The organism is Brevibacterium sp. CFH 10365, from assembly GCF_009299785.1.
Lineage (GTDB): Bacteria > Actinomycetota > Actinomycetes > Actinomycetales > Brevibacteriaceae > Brevibacterium > Brevibacterium limosum.
The window spans coordinates 46,286-63,377 of record NZ_VIGO01000010.1 but is presented as its reverse complement, the minus strand read 5'-3'; the positions used below and the strand labels follow the sequence as shown (position 1 = coordinate 63,377).

Below are 17,092 nucleotides of genomic sequence, written 5' to 3'. Positions count from 1 at the left end.
AATCCGGACCGAACCCATGGCCCAGGTCCGTTTGTGGTCACTGCGCCGAGGCGGGGAGTCCATTTCTGCCGATTTCCCTCGGCGCAGTGACCACAGACGGCGGTTGCTGACGATCGTCGGATTCGCGCGGTCACTCACAGGGCGAGGAGTGCGGGCACGGTGAGCACGGCGACGTAGTAGCCCATGAACTGAACTCCCGCGTGCATGCCGATGAACCGGTTGAACAGGCCGCCGACGAGTCCGACGGTGAGCGTCACGCCCAGAGCCAACAGTCCGCCTTCATAGAGGCAGATGACGCAGATGAGCGCGGCGAAGCCGGCGATGATCGCTTCGTGGGAGACCGACTTCATCACCCAGGTCGCCGCCCGATGGGCGTTCGTCATCACGAAGGGGTAGGCGATGGCGACGGCGATGATCGCCGCGATGACGGAGAAGAGAGCGAACTCACCGGTCGTGAGCAGGTCGTGGAGATTGTTCGTCGTTCCCGCCTCAGCATCGAGGGTATAGACGGGAGGAGCGTTGAACAGCGGTCCTGCGGGACCGGCCGCCATCGGTGACAGCGGCAGGCCGATCGCGATGAGCGGGATGAGAGTCTCGGCGATGTAGGTCGACTCTGTGGTTCCGTTGCGGACAGTGATGACGGTGGTGAGTCGTTCGTACCCGTTCTTGACCCGGCTTCCGACGATCTCGCCCATGAGCACAGCCATGGCGACGGGGGAGAAGACGAAGGTCGCGCTGGTGATCGCCGCTGAACCGCTGGTGTATGCCAATTGCTTTCCGGTCAGCACCTTGAAGGGGTTCGGCATCCTCGATCCCCCTGCGGGCCGGACGTCGGGGGCAAGGTTGAATTCCCGCTTGCCCGACTGCTGCATCGAGCGGCGTCCGACGGGGGAGAGCGCGGCGAACAGGTCGAAGATGAGCGGTCCGGTGGCGATGCCGAGGAAGAACGAAGTGGTGAACGTCGCTTCCTTCTGCTCCATGATGAAGGCCTGGAGGCCGACGATGAGCAGGACGAACGGGATGAGCCCGGCGATCGCAGCGAGCTTGCCCTTCGAGGTGTAGGCGACGAGGACGGCCGCGGCGATGAAGATCCAGGGCGCGGCAGCGCCGATCGCCTCGGCGAATGGGGTGAGTACGAGGGCGAACACGATCGACAGCGGAATGGCGATGGCCACCGAGACGACTCCACCGGAGATCGCCTTCTGCAATGCGATATGCGGGATTCCGAGCGACCTCAGCAGCTGCGCCTCACGCAGCATCGGCACCGCTGTGGTGTCACCGGGGATTCCGAGGAGAGTCGTCGGTACGGCGTGGGAGATGTGTTTGGCGATGATCGCGGCGAGGAAGAAGGCGATCACCCCGGCAGGCGGCACCCCGATGAGGATGACAAGCAGCGCCAGCGGTGCCACGATCGCCGTCTCGTCCGTGCCCGAGATCAATCCGATTCCGGTGAAGAGCACCCCGGCCAGCAGCGCCATCCCGACCGCCCACAGGATCGGTTCGATGAGTTCCGCAGTCACTGGTGCCCACCCTTCTCCTGGGCGCGCGCCTCATGGTTGTCGACGAGGGCGTCGAAGAGACCGAGGGCTCGGACTTCGGCTTGAACCGCCGGACCGAGGTCGCGGGGGTCACCGAGATCCCCGTATTCCTCGACGACCTCGTCGATGATCTCCTGGCGGCTGCGGGTGTCGGCTGCCGAGGTGGTGATCACTCTCTTGGGTTTGAACAGGAGCCCGGAGATCACGGCGCCGACGATGCAGCCGACGACGCCGACGAGGAGCGCATAGGAGTGACCCAGCGCTTCGTCTCCTCCGGCGGCGAAGAGATGATCGGCGATGAGATAGGCCGGGACTGCCGTCCCGACGGCTATGGCGATACCGCCGATGAGATGTCTGGGGTCGACGGTGTCATTCCACACCTCGAGCAATTGCGGCATCATTGCCTGCCTTCTGTCGGCCGACGGCTGTCGGGAACGTGAACGATGGAACTACCGGCCTAGGACGGCCGAGGATGTTGCGGATGGAAGCGGAATGCCGAGCTGCTCGCCCAGCCACTGGCTGACCGTCGCCACGGCGTCGATGTCGACGCCGGTCGAGATGCCCAGACCCTGGAGCATCCAGAGAAGATCCTCGGTCGCCAGGTTTCCGGAGGCGGTGCGGGCGAATGGGCAGCCACCGATCCCTCCTGCCGATGCGTCGAACTGACTGACACCTGCTTGAAGCGCGGAGTAGACATTCGCAAGCGCCTGGCCATAGGTGTTGTGGGTGTGCAGGGCGATCCGATCGATCGGAATCCCGGCGCCGACCAGGCTATCAAGAACAGCGGTCACATGACCGGGAGTCGCGGTTCCGATGGTATCGCCGAGCGAGATCGTCAGGCAGCCCGCATCGACGAGGCGACGCGCAGCTGTCGCGACGCGTTCAGGATCGACCGTGCCTTCCCAGGGGTCCCCGAAGACCATCGACAGATAGCCGCGCACCCGCAGGCCCGCCGCAGTCGCCGCTCGTGCCACCTCGAGGCTGCGGTCGGTGGTGTGTTTGAGGGAACCGCCGAGGTTGGCCTGCGAGAACGATTCGGTGACGCTGATGAAGACCGAGGCATCCTTCGTTCCCGCCGCGACGGCATCATCGAGACCCCTCCGGTTCGGGACGAGGACGGGGAACGCGATATCGGAGTCCAGGTCGAGCTCTGCGAGCACCGATCGGGTGTCGGCCATCTGGGGAACGGCTCGCGGAGAGACGAAGCTTCCGGCTTCGATGGTCTTCAGGCCGGCACCGGAGAGCCGCCGGATCAGTTCGAGCCGGGTTGAGACAGGAAGTGTGCGTGCTTGCGACTGCAGACCGTCTCGAGCGCTGACTTCGCAGACACTGACCTCGGTCGGCAGGTCCGACGGCGCGAACTGCTGTGGAAGCTGTGCCGTCATCGCGACCCACCGGCGCGGAGTTCGTCGAGGATGGACTGGACCCTGTCGAACCGGAATGCCTTCTCTTCGATCAGGCGGTCCACGATGATCGCGGTCTCCCCGGCGTTCGCTCCGGCAGAGGCAGCGAGGTTCTTCGCATGCAGTGACATGTGTCCGCGCTGCACGCCCTCGGTGGCGAGAACTCGCAGTGCCGCGAGGTTCTGCGCCAAGCCGGCGGCGACGATCATCTCGGCGAGATCCTGTGCGCTCGCCACCTCGGCGATCTGCAGAGCTGCGCGCGCGGCGGGATGGACCTTGGTGGCGCCCCCGACGAGGCCGACCGGCATGGGCATCTCGAGGGTGCCGACCAGGTCGCCGTCGGCATTCCTCTCAAACGTCGAAAGAGAAGAGTAGCGGCCGTCGACGAGCGCATGTGAGTGCGCTCCGGCTTCGACCGCGCGGGTGTCGTTCCCGGTGGCGAGGACGACCGCGGAGATGCCGTTCATGATGCCCTTGTTGTGAGTGGCCGCTCGATAGGGATCGGCTGCGGCGAGTTCGTAGGCATGGAGGATGTTGTCGATGACGTCGTCTCCGCCGAGCAGATCCCTGTCGAAGACTGCCCGTGCCCGAGACAGTCGACGGTCCGCCTTGTTGGTGAGGATGCGCAGGAGTGCGTCACCTCCGGCGATCGCTGCCACGGTTCCGGAGACCGCCTCAGCCATCGTGTTGACCGCATTCGCCCCCATTGCGTCTCGGACATCGACGAGGAGGTGGACGAGAACATATGTCGTCGTCCGCGCCTCGACGAGGCGGACCTCGATGCCCTTGACTCCGCCGCCGACCGCGACGAGCTTGGGGTCCTGCGCATTGGCCAGGTCGATGATCTCTGCTTGGCGTTCGAGAACACGTGTGCGCGCGGCCTGTGGGTCCGCCACGTTGATGAGCTGGATCTGTGCCTGCATGACGGGCTCGGTCGAGCTTGTGAAGAAGCCGCCGTGAGGTCGTGCCATCCGTGCTGCGTTGCTGGCGGCGGCGATGACCGAGGCCTCTTCGGTCGCCATGGGTACGAGCACGTCGGTGCCGTTGATCGTGAAGTTGGTGGCTGCCCCGAGAGGAAGCGAGAACACGCCGAAGATGTTCTCGCTGAGGTTGGCGGCGGCTTCTGGGCCGAAGGCGTCCGCATCGAGCTGGCTGAACAGTTCGGCGTCGAGCCCGGTCGAGGCTGCAACGGCTTTCCTGCGCTCGTCGACCGACATGTTTCGGAAGTCGGCAATTCGGCTGTTCTCTGCCATCGTAAGTCTCCAGTCAGGTCGTCTTCGGCCGACATCGGCCGTCAGTCGGAGTTCCTCCGCAGAGATCAGTCAAACAATGCACGCGCGAATCTGCCATGTCCGTTTCGGACGTGAATGTCGCTCAGCTATGGCTGTTCCAGACATGGAGGCTTAGAAGCATGACTTCAGTTTGTCCAAGCGGAGCGCGACCTGGAGGCGGAACGCCCGCTCCGGTGCCCTCCACTCCTGACCGAGCACGAGATCGGCTCTCTCCAGCCGTTGCTTGACGGTGTTGACATGCACTGACATCTGAGTCGCGGTTCTGCGGATGTTCATGCCGGACTCGAAATACTCCCGCAGCGTCGAGAGCAGCTCGGCTGAATGGGCTCGGTCCCATCGGCGCAGCGGCTCGAGCATCCGTTGCATGAATCTCTCCGCCTGCTCCGGCGCGGTGCCGAACATTGCGGTGTAAGGCGCGAAGTCCTCCGTGGGAAAGATTCCTTCGCTGATGCCGAGGGAATTGAGGATGCGGATGCACGACCACATTTCGTCCTCGGCAGTGCGCAGCTGCTTCCGGTCGTAATCGGTGTCGGAGATGATCACCAGCGAACTGTCGAGGGCGCCCGACTCTTCGAACAGGGTCTCCAAGGTGGGCCTGTCGCGGATCACGGCGCTGGGGAGGAGCACCGTGATCCCGGGGGACCGCTGCGTCATGAGGATGCGCGGCTCCACGCGGACCAGGCGCGCGCCGATGCGGTCATCGTTTTCGATGTCGCCCTGAATCGTCATCAGTCTCCACGGGCCGGAGAGACTGAAGCTGCCGGTTCGGGAGCGGGCCTCGAGTTCACTGAGATCACGCGTGCCGGCAATGATGTCGACTGCGAGTTCTCCGCGGACCCGGTTCTCGGCATCGGCCCGGGCCTGTTCGTTCATTCGGATGAGCGCGAGCGTCTGCGCCGCCTGGGCGACGATGTTCGCGTCGCCGTCCGCCGGTTCGTCGTTGAAACGGACGAACAGTCCGCTGTGCTGTCGGCGGTGGGACGCCACCGAGGCGACGTACAGGTGCTGTGCACCAGCGACCTGTGCGCTTCGGCCCGTGGCTCGGCTGTGGCTCAGCGCCGTTCGGACGTCGGCATTGTCCACCGTGATGCCGTCGAAGAACGCCTCATCGGCGGGGAAGCTCGGAGCCCCGAGGCGTCCGCTGTCGACGACGATCACGTCGGCCTCGAGCAATTCGGAGATGGCGTCGAGAACTGCCGGGACTCCTCGTCCCTGCAGCACGAGCTGCGTCAGCTGCTCCTCGACCTCGACAAGCCGTCGGAGGGTGCTGGCCTGCGCGGCTGCCGTCTCCTCGGCTTCCGCGGAGGCCTGGGCCGCCTCTGCGAGGTCTCCCATCAGCTGCGCCGTCTTCAGCACCACGGAAGCGTGGTCCGCGAGAGCCGACAGCAGGGTGATCTCGTCGGTGGTGAAGTCATGTGGGTAGCGGTTGGCGGCGAAGAGGGCGCCGAGGACTTCGCCGTCGACGACCATCGGCACTCCGAGGAGCGATTCCATGCGCTCGGCCTTCACCGCGGAGTCGACGCGTCTTTCGTGAGGCAGTCGGGTCAGATCGTAGTTCGACGTCCACTGTGCGGCGCGATCGCGCACGACCTGTCCTGCCAGTCCGACGCCGGGAGGTACCCGCAGCTCTTTGAGATTCGCCGAGATCGCTCCGCGACTGGCCTGAACACGCAGGTCGTCGGTCTCCGGATAGTACTGGGAGAGGTAGGCGATATCGCATCCGATGAGTGTTCGGGCACGATCGACGAGCTTCTGCAGCAGCTTCTCGGTGTCTCGCACACGGATGAGCTCCGAGGCGCTTTCGAGCAGGGCCGAACGCTCGCGATCCTTCTGCTTCCACCGGGTCATGGTCGCCGAGAGGTCGGAGAAGGAGTCGATGAGGTTGGGGTGGTGCTCGAGGCCGCGGGCCAGGGCAGCGCGGTCGAGATCGACTCCGCGGGAGAGGGCTCTGACGATCTCGGCCACGGCGGCCGCGGACACGGTCCCCGACTCATCATCGATCTCTGTCATGAGACCAGTGTCGCAGGGGCTCGGTGCCTCTGCCGCACCCGGCATCGGACGGATGATTCGCCCGATCGGTCGTCGCCGTCAGCCGGCGGCTGCGGCTCCGCGCACCTCATGCTCGCGCACGATGGGCAGTTCACACGTCGTCGGAGCGACCTGCCGGTAACCGGAGAGGAACGTGTCGAGGCGTTCGATCGCCTCGGTGAGCACCTCGACCGAGGGCAGGGTGACGAGCCGGAAATGGTCCGGTTTCGGCCAGTTGAAGGCCGTGCCGTGGGAGACGAGGATCTTCTGTTCGCGCAGCAAATCGAGGGCGAACTGCTCGTCATCGGTGATGCCGAACTTCTCGACATCGAGCTTCGCGAACATGTACAGCGCTCCGTCGGCCCGGTGTGCCGAGACCCCGTCGATCGAGTTGAGCCCCTCGTAGGCGACCTGCATCTGTTGGCCGAGGCGGCCGGCCGGCAGGACGAGATCGTCGATCGACTGCTTCCCGCCGAGGGCCGCCTGGATGGCGTGCTGTGCCGGCACGTTCGAGCACATGCGCATATTCGCCAGCAGTTTGATGCCCTCGAGGTAGCTGTGCGCCTCGTTCAGCGGTCCGGTGATCGCCAGCCAGCCGGAACGGTAGCCGGCGACCCGGTAGGCCTTCGACAGACCCGAGAAGGTCAGGCACAGCACGTCGTCGCCGGTGAGCGTGGCCATGTTGACCAGTTCGACGCCGTTGTAGGTGATCTTCTCGTAGATCTCGTCGGAGAAGACGATGAGGCCGTGACGGCGGGCGATGTCGGCGATCTTCTGCAGCGTCTCCTTCGAGTACACCGCGCCCGTCGGGTTGTTCGGGTTGATGACGACGATTCCGCGGGTGCGTTCGGTGATCCGGGATTCGAGATCTGCCAGATCCGGCTGCCAGGCGTCTTCTTCTGCGCAGCGGTAGTGGACCGGGGTGCCGCCGGACAGTGCCACCGAGGCGGTCCACAGGGGATAGTCGGGACCGGGGACGAGGATCTCGTCGTCCGGGTTGCACAGCGCCTGGAGGCTCAGGGTGATGAGTTCGCTGACCCCGTTGCCGAGGAAGACCTCGTCGGTGCCGAGGTTGTGGATGCCGCGAGTCTCGTAGTACTGGACGACCGCACGGCGGGCGGAGAGGATTCCCCGCGAGTCGGAATATCCCTGCGTCACCGGCAGGTTCGCGGCGATGTCCTGGACGATCGCCTCGGGGGCTTCGAAACCGAACGGGGCGGGGTTGCCGATGTTGAGCTTGAGGATCGTGTGCCCGGCGGCTTCCATCGCCTGGGCCTCTTCGAGGACGGGTCCCCGAATGTCATAGAGGACATTGGCCAACTTCGACGACTGCCTGAACATGTGAACCGAAAAACCTTTCATACGACTGCTGCTATATCCACGCTAGGACCCCCGCCGAGGTGGTTCTGACCAAACAGAGGCCCGTTTCCCAGACCTTTGCCGGGCTCGGCGGATTGTTGTGCAGACCTTTTGCAGCTTGGTCTCACGATACTCTGGGAACCATGGCGGATCTGAACCCGGGGCCCCGCCGGAGGGGGCGCCCGCGCAAGGCGGGCAGCAGTGACGCGCGAGCCGCGATCACCGACGCCGCTGGCGCCGAATTCGCCGAGAAGGGCTATGACAAGGCATCTTTGCGCGGCATCGCCCGCCGTGCCCAGGTCGACTCCGCGCTCGTCCACCACTACTTCGAGTCCAAGGCCGGCCTCTTCGCCGAGGTGGTCAGGCTTCCCGTTCGACCGGATCGCATCATCCGCTCGGCTTTCGACGTATCGGACGACCGCCTCGGCGAGTCTCTCGTGCACACGGTGCTCAGCGCCTGGGAACACTCGAGCGTGAAGTCGATCGGGGTGTCCGTTCTGCGTTCTGCGGTCAGCGATTCGGCGGCCGGCCGCCTGATCAGACAATTTCTGCTGCGCGAGCTCAAAGGAGCAGTGGCGGGGAGGATCGAGGACAGCGGCGTCGACCGTGCCGAGGCGGACCTGCGGGCCACGCTCGTCCTCACTCAGATGGCGGGTGCGCTCATGTTCCGCCATGTCCTCGAACTCGAACCGCTGGCGTCGATGTCCGTCGACGATCTCACTGCACGCCTGTCGCCCGCGGTGCAGGGGCATCTCGACGGGGTCAGCGACGCGGATTGAGCCCGAACGGCTTCAGCGCAGCTGCCGCTCATCGGCGATGGGGCAGCAGTCATGAGAACTGTCGGTGACAACTCTTGACCGGAGCACTCTCGGATGTCATATTCAGCACATGATGAATAAGTCGGTGGACGCACGAGGACTGACGATCCGGAGGGGCCGTCGGACCGTCATCGACTCCTTGGACCTCGATGTGTCCAGGGGCGCTGTCGTCGGCCTGCTCGGGCCCAGCGGCAGCGGGAAGACGACGCTGATGAGAGCCGTCGTCGGAGTCCAGATCGTCGCAGGCGGGCGGGTACAGGTGCTGGGTCGGCCCGCCGGGTCGGCGGATCTGCGGCATCGGGTCGGGTACATGACTCAGTCGGCGAGCATCTACGAGGACCTCAGCGTGCGGGCGAATCTGCGCTACTTCGCCCGCGTGCAGGGCGCTCCGAAAACCGATGTCGACCGGGTGCTCGAGCGCACGGATCTCATCGACCAGGCCGATCAGCTGGCTCGGACGCTCTCGGGCGGTCAGGCTAATCGGGTGTCCTTGGCCGCGGCGATGCTCGGATCCCCGGACCTGCTGGTCCTCGATGAGCCGACCGTGGGCCTCGACCCTGTGCTGCGGGCCGACCTGTGGGACCTCTTCCGCGGTCTCGCCGAGGAGGGGACCACGCTGCTCGTCTCGAGCCATGTCATGGATGAGGCCACTCGGTGCGATCGTCTCCTGCTCATGCGTGAGGGCGCGATCATCGCCGATACGACGCCGCGCGATCTGCTCGCGACCACGGGGGCCGCCTCGGCGGAAGAGGCGTTCCTCGACATCATCGACAGGGACACGACCGGTCGGGGATCGGCCGGGCGGCGGAGTTCGGGGACTCATCTGCTCTCGCGTGAAGTCGACGGACCAGGGAAGCGGGGGCATGGGCGACGAGGCCATGCCGGGGACAGAGGAGGCAGGCGATGAACCCGATGCGCACCCTGGCGACGACGGGGCGCGTCCTCGCTCAGATCCGCAACGATCCGCGTACGATCGCACTGCTGCTCATCGTGCCCAGTCTGCTCATCGGCCTGGTGGCGTGGATCTTCGACGAGACCGAAGTGTTCGCCGACATCGGGCCGGCGATGCTTGCGCTCTTCCCCTTCATCGTCATGTTCCTCGTCACGAGCATCGCCACACTGCGCGAACGCCGCAGCGGAACGCTCGAGCGTCTGCTGTCGATGCCGTTGGGACGCGGCGACTTCATCCTCGGATACACCCTGGCGTTCGGTCTCCTCGCCGTGGCGCAGACGGCCGTGGCCGTCGGGTACGCAACATTGGTGTGCGGGCTTGAGATCGAGGGCTCGGTCGGACTGCTCTTCGTCGTCGCGATCGCCGATGCTCTGCTCGGCACGGCGTTGGGGCTGTTGGCCAGCGCGTTCGCCCGCACGGAGTTCCAGGTCGTGCAGTTCATGCCCGTGTTCGTGTTCCCGCAGATCCTGCTCGGCGGGATCTTCCTCCCGCGCGATCAGCTGCCCGATGTGCTCGAGGTCATCGGCGACTGGTTGCCGCTGTCACACGCGATCGACGCGCTCGGGGCGGTCTCGACCGGAGATGAGGACAATGCCTATATCTGGCTGCGGGTGCTCTTCATCGCCTGCTGGATCGTCGGTGCCGTCATCGTCGGCTCGCTCACTCTGCGGCGTCGGACGCCGTGAGATCTGGCGGCGCTTGAGTCGTCTAAGTCTTCAGCCAACCAGTCCTGTGTGGTCGCCATTATGCTGGCCAGGTCGCATCAGAGGGCGCATGAAGCCACGGTCCGCGATGCCGGGTGCGATACGCCCGGAGACGTCCTTTCGGTACCACGAGATCTGACGACGGGCTGGGACCGTCTTTGGTGAGATGTGCAGTGGCACATCGGCGGAAGTGGTGCCAGTCTGGGCACATGGAGCAGGTGAATGAGGCGAGTCTTCTTCTGCTGGCTGCCGGCAGCGGTACTCGGATGGGCGGGCCGAAGGCACTGCTGCGGTACGGGGACGGCACCGCGCTGCTGACCGCGCAGGTCGAGAGGATGCTGACTGCGGCGACCGCGCGGGGACTCGACCCGGACGTCATCGTCGTGCTCGGCCCCGCATTGGCGCAGACGTCCCGTCTGGTGCCTCGCGGCGCGCGAGTCGTCGAGAACCCGGACTACCGCCAGGGTCTGAGCACCTCCCTGCACGCTGGGCTGAGCGCGGTGCCGAACACGGCCGCTGGTGTCGTCATCTCACTGCTCGACCTGCTCGACGTCCCGGCCGAGGCCCACGGACGCCTGCTCGATGCGACAGCCCCCGAAAATCTCGCCCGCGCGCACTGGAACGCGGTCCCCGGCCACCCCGTCGCCCTCGGTCGCGATCACATCGCCGAAGCGCTCGCGGCCGCCGCCGGGGACAAGGGGCTGCGGGCCATGCTCAAGCGCCACTCAGGCAGCGGCGCCGTCACCAGCGTCGAGTGCGCGGACCTGCTGCCGCCGGGCCGCGACGGGCTGGTCGACGTCGACACCCCGGAAGCCGCAGCCGAATTCGGAATGCACTTGGAAGGAACCCACTCATGACCCCGATCCCATCGAACAGAGCAGCCGAAGCACGAAGGGTCGCCATCGTCTCCGGCACCGGGAAGACCGGCCGCGCAATCGGAGACGCAGTGACGGCCGCAGGCCATGTACCGGTCCCTCTCGGGCGGAGGGACCTGACCGATCCCACTGCTGCTCTGCGCGGCTGCCACGCCGCCTACCTCATGGCCCCGAACCTGCACAGCGACGAACTCGGGTTCATCGAGATGCTCCTCGATTCCTCACACAGAGCAGGCATCGAGCGCATCGTCTATCACTCGGTGGCTGCTCCCTACGCCCCCTCGATGCCGCACCACCTCGCGAAGGCCGAGTCCGAGGACCGAGTGCGCAGGAGCTCTCTGCCTTTCACGATCGTCCAACCCTGCGCCTATATGGAGAACCTCCTGCCTGGACTGCGCGAGACTCCGCCCGCCATCAGTGTCGCCTACAGCGCCGACACTCCCTTCGGGCTCATCGGTCTGCGCGATGTCGGTGAGGCGGCCGCACGGCTGCTCACGACCGAGGACCACCTCGGCGCGACCCTTGAGCTCGGCGGACCGGAGCTCGTCAGCGTCCGGGACGTCGCTCGGGCCGCGGGCGAGGTCCTCGGCGCCGAGGTGGGCCTCGAGGTGACGAATCCAGCGGCCTGGACCGCTGCCCAGGAGGCCCGCGCCGATTCCGGCATTGACGCCCGTGAATGCGCATGGCTGACGGCGATGTTCGACTACTACGACCGCTACGGACTGCCCTGCGGCAGCGCCGGGATCCCGGCGGTCCTCGGGCGCGAGGCCCGCAGCCTCGATGAGGTGCTCGCCGAGGAGCTGCGCGCCAGCCTTGGCGAGAGCCGGTTGTGAACTCTCGCCAACAGACGCACTCGCGTTTGTCAGCTCTTGCCGGTTCAGTCAGCGTGGGCACCGGGAAAGATGGTGACAAATCCCACGCGACCTGGAAGGACGAAGATGTCGCCCCAAGCTCCACGGATCCGCATCGGCATCGACACCGGCGGAACATTCACGGACATCGTCGCATTCGACGAATCCACCGGTACACTGACGACGACGAAGACTCCATCGACGCCGTCGAACCCAGCCGACGGGTTCATCAACGGCATCGACAAGGTGCTGGCCATGCTCGGCGACTCGGTCTCAGCGGAGCACATCAGCGCCGTCAGCCACGGCACGACCGTGGCGACGAACCAGCTGCTCGAGGGCAAGCTCGACCGTCTCGGCTTCATCACCACCGAAGGCTATGAGTTCGTCCTCGAGATCGCCCGTCAGGCCGTGCCCGACGGCTACGGCAACTCCTATTTCTGGGTCAAGCCCGAACGCATCGTCCCCGCCGACCTCGTCAAGACCGTGTCCGGTCGCCTCGACTTCGAAGGCGGTGAGGTCCGTCCCTTCGATGAGGAGCAGGCCCGCGAGGTCGCCCAGTGGTTCAAGGATCAGGGCGTGATGACGCTGGGCGTGAACTTCCTCCACGCCTACGCCAACCCTGCCCATGAGCAGAGGATGCGGGAGATCCTCACCGAGATCCACCCTGAGGCGACGGTCTCGCTGAGCTCCGAGGTGCTGCGCGAATACCGCGAGTACGAGCGCTCGATGACCACCCTCGTCGACGCGGCCGTCAAACCGAAGGTCTCGAAGTACGTGCACAACATCCACGAACGCCTCGACGCCTACACCGGCGTCGGCGAGAACTCCGCTCTGCCCTTCTACATCATGAAGTCCAACGGCGGGGTCCTCTCCGCCGAAGAGGTCGTCCACCAGCCCATCACCACCGTGCTCTCGGGGCCGGCCGCCGGTGCGCTCGGCGCCGGGCTCATCGCCCGGGAAGCGGGCTTCGACCAGGTGCTCACCTGCGACGGCGGCGGCACCTCGACCGACGTCACCGTCGTCATCGACGGAGAACCGGCCCTGACCACCGAGGGCACCGTCGGCGTTTACCCTTCCAAGATCCCGATGATCGACGTCGTCACCGTCGGCGCCGGCGGCGGCTCCATCGCCTGGACCACACCGGAGGGCCAGCTCAAGGTCGGCCCCCAGTCCGCGGGAGCCGATCCCGGCCCCATCTGCTACGGCAACGGCGGCACCGAGCCGACGATCACCGATGCCCACGTCTTCCTCGGACGGATCCCGCCCCACCTCCTCGGCGGGGAGATCCCGCTCGACGTCGACGCGGCGAAGACCGGCATCGTCCGGACCGCCGAACGCCTCGGTCTGAGCGCGGAGAAGGCGGCGACCGGCATCCTCGAGATCTCCGCCTGGAACCAGGCCAATGCCCTGCGCCAGATCTCCGTCCAGCGTGGGCTCGACGTCCGTGACTTCATGCTCGCGACCTTCGGCGGCTCCGGCTCCCTGCTCGCCTGCACCCTCGTCGACGTCCTCGACCTCGCCGGCGTCGTCGTCCCGCACGACCCGGGGAACGTCTCGGCGTACGGTCTGCTCACCGTCGACGTGAAGAACGACTACGTGCAGACCCACGTCAGCCGCGACGACCGCCTCGACATCGCCGAGGTGGCCGATCTCTTCGCGGGACTCACAGACCGGGCCGCCGCCGCACTCGACGGTGAGGGCTTCCCCGCCGCGGCGCACCAGTTCGACCGTTCGGTCGACCTGCGCTACTTCGGCCAGGCCTTCGAGGTCCGCGTCCCGGCACCGGCGGGCGCGATCACGAGGGAATGGGCCGACGAGGTGACCCGAGCCTTCCACGCCGAGCACCGCAAGCTCTACGGCTACGACTTCGCCGCCGCCGACGACCAGTTCGTCGAATGGGTCAACCTCCGTGTGTCCGGCATCGGACCGATCACGCGACCGGAGACTCGCAGCATCGCCTCGGCCGACGGTGCGCCCGCCCTCGACGAGAGGGCGAAGACCGGTCAGCGTCCCGTCTGCTTCGACGCCGCCGACGGCTTCGTCGACACCCCGGTCTACTGGCGCGAGGAGCTGCTGGCCGGTGACGAGATCGCGGGGCCCGCGATCATCGAGGAGTTCGGTTCGACGGTGCCTCTGCACCCCGAGTTCAGCGCGCGCATCGATCGCGCGGCCAACATCATCATCACCCGCACCACCGGTCAGGAGGACAGCAAGTGACCACCACAGCCGACACGAGCGCCGTCGATTCGGGTTCGATGCTGCGCACCGAGCCCCTGACCGGCCAGGAGCTCGCCGACTACATCGCCGCCTCGCCGATCAACCCGGCCGGCCTGCCGACCGCCTACGAGCACGGCAACCGCCTCACCGCGGAAGGGTCGAGCGTCGACCCGATCATCGTCGAGATCGTCGAAGGCACCCTGGCCAGTGTGGAGATGGAGGTCGAGACCTCGATCTCGCGCACCTCACGCTCCCCGATGATCCGCGATGCCCATGACTTCCGCGCCGGCATCCACGACCGGCAGCTGCGCAAGCTCACCGGCCGTTCGTACTCCGCACTCGTCCACCCCGTCGTCCGGGACTTCCCCATCGAGGAGATGCGCGAAGGCGATGTGTTCTTCCACAACGACGTCTACGAATCCGAAGGCGGCATCGGCCACCTGCCGGACATGTGCGTGACCGTTCCCGTCTTCGCCGAGGGACGGGTCGTGTGCTTCGTCCAGGCCTTCGGCCACCACGACGACATCGGCGGGGCGTGCCCCGGTTCGATGCCCTCAGGGGCGACGAGCGTCTTCGAAGAGGGCCTCATGATCCCGCCGATCAAGCTGTGGTCCGAAGGGGTCCCGAACAGGTCCGCACTGCGGATCATGTCGCGCAACTCCAGGATGCCGGATTCGCTGTCGGCCGATCTCGACGCCGAGTGCTCGGCCTGCCTGATGGGCGCTCGTCGTCTCTCGGAACTCTTCACCCGCTACGGAGTCGAGACCGTCGAGACGGCCTTCGATGCGATTCTGCAGAACTCCACTGAGATCTACCGCCGTGAGATCCTGTCGAAGATCCCCGACGGCCAGTACGTCTGGGAGGACTATGCCGAGCACGACGGCGTCTCGGACCCCATGCTCCACACCCAGCGCATCACGCTGACGAAGACGCCGACCGGGGGACCGGACGACGGACCGCGGCTCATCGTCGACTTCACGGGCACCGCCGCCCAGGCCGCGGGACCGATCAACCACTGCGGCGACTATGTGGGCGGAAACTTCCTCAAGAAGTGGCTCGCCCCGATCTTGCGCAACCTCGCCGACACCCCCGAGCGGATGGGCGAACTCGACGTCAACGAGGGCATCGTGCCGCTCATCGAGATGCGCTTCCCGGAGAAGGGCACCCTGCTCACCCCCGAGTTCCCCGGACCGACGAACGCACGCACGTTCGTCATCCTCCGCCTCCTCGGCGTCCTCGCCGGCGTAGTCGCGAAAGCTGTGGACGGCCGCATGCCCGCGGACCAGGAGACGATCCGCTACACCGGGGTCTACGGCAAGGACCGCGACGGCAAGGACTACCTCATGCGCGAGGTCCTCGGCGGAGGCTCCGGCGGACGCTACTACTCCGACGGCGAGGACACGATCCACGTCGTCCCCGATTCCCGGAACCTGCCCACCGAATTCACCGAGTCCCGTTTCCCGTTCCGCGTCGAACGCCTCGGTCTGGCCGTCGATTCAGGCGGTGCCGGTCGTTACCGCGGTGGCCTCGGCTACGAGAAGCACATCCGGATGCTGCGCGACGGGCACTTCATGTCGATCGCCGACCGTTCGATCCTCGCGTGCTGGGGCGTCAAGGGCGGAAAGGCGGGCAAGCCCTTCGAAGTGACCATCGATCCGGGAGGTCCGAACGAACGTGAGATCGATGCGCTCGCCGATGCCGAGGTCATCAGCGCCGGTGAGGTCGTGCGGATCCGCACCACGGGCGGCGGAGGCTGGGGCGACCCCCTCGACCGTCCGATCGCCGAGGTGGTCCGCGACGTCAGCTGGGGCAAGGTGAGCATCGCCGGCGCTCGTGGGTCCTACGGAGTCGTCGTCACTGCCGATCCGAGCGCATCCGTCGGCGCCGATGCCGCCGGAGTCGACGGTGCCGAGGCCGACGAGGCGGCCACGACCGCGTTGCGCGAGCAGATGCGGGCCGCCCGGGATGCGAACGAGCCCTTCTTCGACCGCGGACCCGGCTATGCCCAGCTGTCCGTCGACGGAGCCTCAGCTGCGGCGGTCGACTGGCTGTGAGAGTCCTCGTCGCTCTCGGCGGCAATGCGATGACCGGGCCCGACGGAGATCCGTCTCCGTCGGCCCAGCAACGCGCGATCGCCGCCGCAGCCGTGCATTTGGCCGATCTCGCCGCGGCCGGACACGAACTCGTCATCACCCACGGCAATGGGCCGCAGGTCGGCAACATCCTGCGCAAGAACGAACTCTCCGCTCACGAGCTGCCGCCCGTGAGCCTCGACTGGTGCGGAGCGCAGACCCAGGGCACCATCGGCTTCACGATCGTCAGCGCCCTCGAACGCGAACTCGCAGCCCGCGGGCTGGAGAGCAAGGTCGCCGCCGTGGTCACCCGCACCGTCGTCGACCCCGCCGACCCAGCGTTCGCCGACCCGGTCAAGCCGGTCGGATCCTATCAGGATGCGGACTTCGCCGCGGAGATGACCGCTCACGGTCAGACCTGGAAGGACTTCGGCGCCAAGGGGTGGCGTCGCGTTGTGGCCTCTCCGGACCCCGTCGAGATCCTCGAGACCCCGATGATCTCCTTCCTCGCGGACTCCGGCTGGATCGTCGTCGCCGCCGGCGGGGGCGGCATCCCGGTCGTGCCCGCGGACGGGGGCTGTGCCGGGGTCTCCGGAGTCATCGACAAGGACCTCAGTGCCGCGAAGCTCGCCGCCTCGGTGGGCGCGGATCTGCTCATCATCGCGACCGATGTACCCTGCGCGGTCGCCGGCTTCGGCACTCCGGACGCGAGCGATGTCGGTGCCGTCACCGCAGCCGAGCTCAAAGCCCTGCGTGCCACCGGCACCTTCGCCTCCGGTTCGATGGGACCGAAGGTCGACGCGCTGCTCGACTTCGTCGACAACGGCGGATCACGAGCCGTCATCGCCGAGCTCTCGCAGCTCGCCGCGGCGGTGACCGGGGGAGTCGGCACCGCCGTGAGTTCGCACGGTCAGACGCACTCGGATGACCGGGTGGCAGCGGACGTTCGAGAGAGCAGAGACGATCAGTAGACTCGACTCGGG

The 17,092-nt window shown here is 66.5% G+C and carries 14 protein-coding genes; 8 read left to right on the top strand and 6 right to left on the bottom strand.

The window, feature by feature from the left end; translation table 11 throughout:
- Positions 1 to 134: 134 nt before the first annotated feature.
- From FHG09_RS17635 to FHG09_RS17610, 6 genes are all read right to left on the bottom strand, one after another.
- Complete coding sequence (locus tag FHG09_RS17635) at positions 135 to 1,520, bottom strand: tripartite tricarboxylate transporter permease (protein ID WP_152348949.1); 1,386 nt, start codon at positions 1,518 to 1,520, stop codon at positions 135 to 137.
- Complete coding sequence (locus FHG09_RS17630) at positions 1,517 to 1,939, bottom strand: hypothetical protein (RefSeq protein WP_152348948.1); 423 nt, start codon at positions 1,937 to 1,939, stop codon at positions 1,517 to 1,519. Before FHG09_RS17630 ends, FHG09_RS17635 begins: the two co-directional genes overlap by 4 nt.
- 48 nt (positions 1,940 to 1,987) lie before the next feature.
- On the bottom strand, positions 1,988 to 2,923 hold the full coding sequence (locus FHG09_RS17625) for a hydroxymethylglutaryl-CoA lyase (protein WP_152348947.1): 936 nt from the start codon (positions 2,921 to 2,923) through the stop codon (positions 1,988 to 1,990).
- Positions 2,920 to 4,194: a hydroxymethylglutaryl-CoA reductase, degradative gene (locus FHG09_RS17620; protein WP_152348946.1), complete on the bottom strand. Its 1,275-nt coding sequence runs from the start codon at positions 4,192 to 4,194 to the stop codon at positions 2,920 to 2,922. The genes FHG09_RS17625 and FHG09_RS17620 overlap by 4 nt, the downstream gene beginning before the upstream one ends.
- Positions 4,195 to 4,344: 150 nt before the next feature.
- Positions 4,345 to 6,243, bottom strand: coding sequence for a helix-turn-helix domain-containing protein (locus FHG09_RS17615; protein WP_152348945.1), 1,899 nt, complete (start codon positions 6,241 to 6,243; stop codon positions 4,345 to 4,347).
- A gap of 78 nt (positions 6,244 to 6,321) precedes the next feature.
- The gene (locus FHG09_RS17610; RefSeq protein ID WP_152348944.1) at positions 6,322 to 7,602 is read right to left on the bottom strand and encodes a pyridoxal phosphate-dependent aminotransferase; all 1,281 of its coding nucleotides are present in this window, start codon (positions 7,600 to 7,602) and stop codon (positions 6,322 to 6,324) included.
- 161 nt (positions 7,603 to 7,763) lie between these two features.
- Between FHG09_RS17610 and FHG09_RS17605 the strand changes: the two genes are divergently transcribed.
- The 8 genes from FHG09_RS17605 to FHG09_RS17570 all read left to right on the top strand — a co-directional run bounded on the left by FHG09_RS17605 (position 7,764) and on the right by FHG09_RS17570 (position 17,080).
- Positions 7,764 to 8,399, top strand: a complete 636-nt coding sequence (locus FHG09_RS17605; RefSeq protein WP_152348943.1) for a TetR family transcriptional regulator — start codon at positions 7,764 to 7,766, stop codon at positions 8,397 to 8,399.
- 109 nt (positions 8,400 to 8,508) lie between these two features.
- Positions 8,509 to 9,345 (top strand): ABC transporter ATP-binding protein, encoded by an 837-nt coding sequence (locus FHG09_RS17600; protein WP_152348942.1) that lies wholly within the window; start codon positions 8,509 to 8,511, stop codon positions 9,343 to 9,345.
- Positions 9,342 to 10,076 (top strand): ABC transporter permease, encoded by a 735-nt coding sequence (locus tag FHG09_RS17595; protein ID WP_152348941.1) that lies wholly within the window; start codon positions 9,342 to 9,344, stop codon positions 10,074 to 10,076. The genes FHG09_RS17600 and FHG09_RS17595 overlap by 4 nt, the downstream gene beginning before the upstream one ends.
- A 227-nt stretch (positions 10,077 to 10,303) precedes the next feature.
- A complete protein-coding gene (locus FHG09_RS17590; protein WP_152348940.1) occupies positions 10,304 to 10,951 on the top strand; it encodes an NTP transferase domain-containing protein in 648 nt (215 codons plus the stop codon).
- Positions 10,948 to 11,802 (top strand): SDR family oxidoreductase, encoded by an 855-nt coding sequence (locus FHG09_RS17585; protein ID WP_152348939.1) that lies wholly within the window; start codon positions 10,948 to 10,950, stop codon positions 11,800 to 11,802. Before FHG09_RS17590 ends, FHG09_RS17585 begins: the two co-directional genes overlap by 4 nt.
- A 105-nt stretch (positions 11,803 to 11,907) precedes the next feature.
- Entirely contained in the window at positions 11,908 to 14,037 is a 2,130-nt protein-coding gene (locus tag FHG09_RS17580) for a hydantoinase/oxoprolinase family protein (protein WP_152348938.1), read from the top strand.
- Positions 14,034 to 16,091: a hydantoinase B/oxoprolinase family protein gene (locus FHG09_RS17575; RefSeq protein ID WP_227492845.1), complete on the top strand. Its 2,058-nt coding sequence runs from the start codon at positions 14,034 to 14,036 to the stop codon at positions 16,089 to 16,091. The genes FHG09_RS17580 and FHG09_RS17575 overlap by 4 nt, the downstream gene beginning before the upstream one ends.
- The gene (locus FHG09_RS17570) at positions 16,088 to 17,080 is read left to right on the top strand and encodes a carbamate kinase (protein WP_152348937.1); all 993 of its coding nucleotides are present in this window, start codon (positions 16,088 to 16,090) and stop codon (positions 17,078 to 17,080) included. The genes FHG09_RS17575 and FHG09_RS17570 overlap by 4 nt, the downstream gene beginning before the upstream one ends.
- Positions 17,081 to 17,092 lie beyond the last annotated feature (12 nt).

Excerpts from the sequence above, each read along its gene's own strand:
- FHG09_RS17630 (WP_152348948.1), bottom strand. The coding sequence starts at position 1,939 with ATGATGCCGCAATTGCTCGAGGTGTGGAATGACACCGTCGACCCCAGA.
- FHG09_RS17625 (WP_152348947.1), bottom strand. The coding sequence starts at position 2,923 with ATGACGGCACAGCTTCCACAGCAGTTCGCGCCGTCGGACCTGCCGACC.
- FHG09_RS17620 (WP_152348946.1), bottom strand. The coding sequence starts at position 4,194 with ATGGCAGAGAACAGCCGAATTGCCGACTTCCGAAACATGTCGGTCGAC.
- FHG09_RS17615 (WP_152348945.1), bottom strand. The coding sequence starts at position 6,243 with ATGACAGAGATCGATGATGAGTCGGGGACCGTGTCCGCGGCCGCCGTG.
- FHG09_RS17610 (WP_152348944.1), bottom strand. The coding sequence starts at position 7,602 with ATGTTCAGGCAGTCGTCGAAGTTGGCCAATGTCCTCTATGACATTCGG.
- FHG09_RS17605 (WP_152348943.1), top strand. The coding sequence starts at position 7,764 with ATGGCGGATCTGAACCCGGGGCCCCGCCGGAGGGGGCGCCCGCGCAAG.
- FHG09_RS17600 (WP_152348942.1), top strand. The coding sequence starts at position 8,509 with ATGATGAATAAGTCGGTGGACGCACGAGGACTGACGATCCGGAGGGGC.
- FHG09_RS17595 (WP_152348941.1), top strand. The coding sequence starts at position 9,342 with ATGAACCCGATGCGCACCCTGGCGACGACGGGGCGCGTCCTCGCTCAG.
- FHG09_RS17590 (WP_152348940.1), top strand. The coding sequence starts at position 10,304 with ATGGAGCAGGTGAATGAGGCGAGTCTTCTTCTGCTGGCTGCCGGCAGC.
- FHG09_RS17585 (WP_152348939.1), top strand. The coding sequence starts at position 10,948 with ATGACCCCGATCCCATCGAACAGAGCAGCCGAAGCACGAAGGGTCGCC.
- FHG09_RS17580 (WP_152348938.1), top strand. The coding sequence starts at position 11,908 with ATGTCGCCCCAAGCTCCACGGATCCGCATCGGCATCGACACCGGCGGA.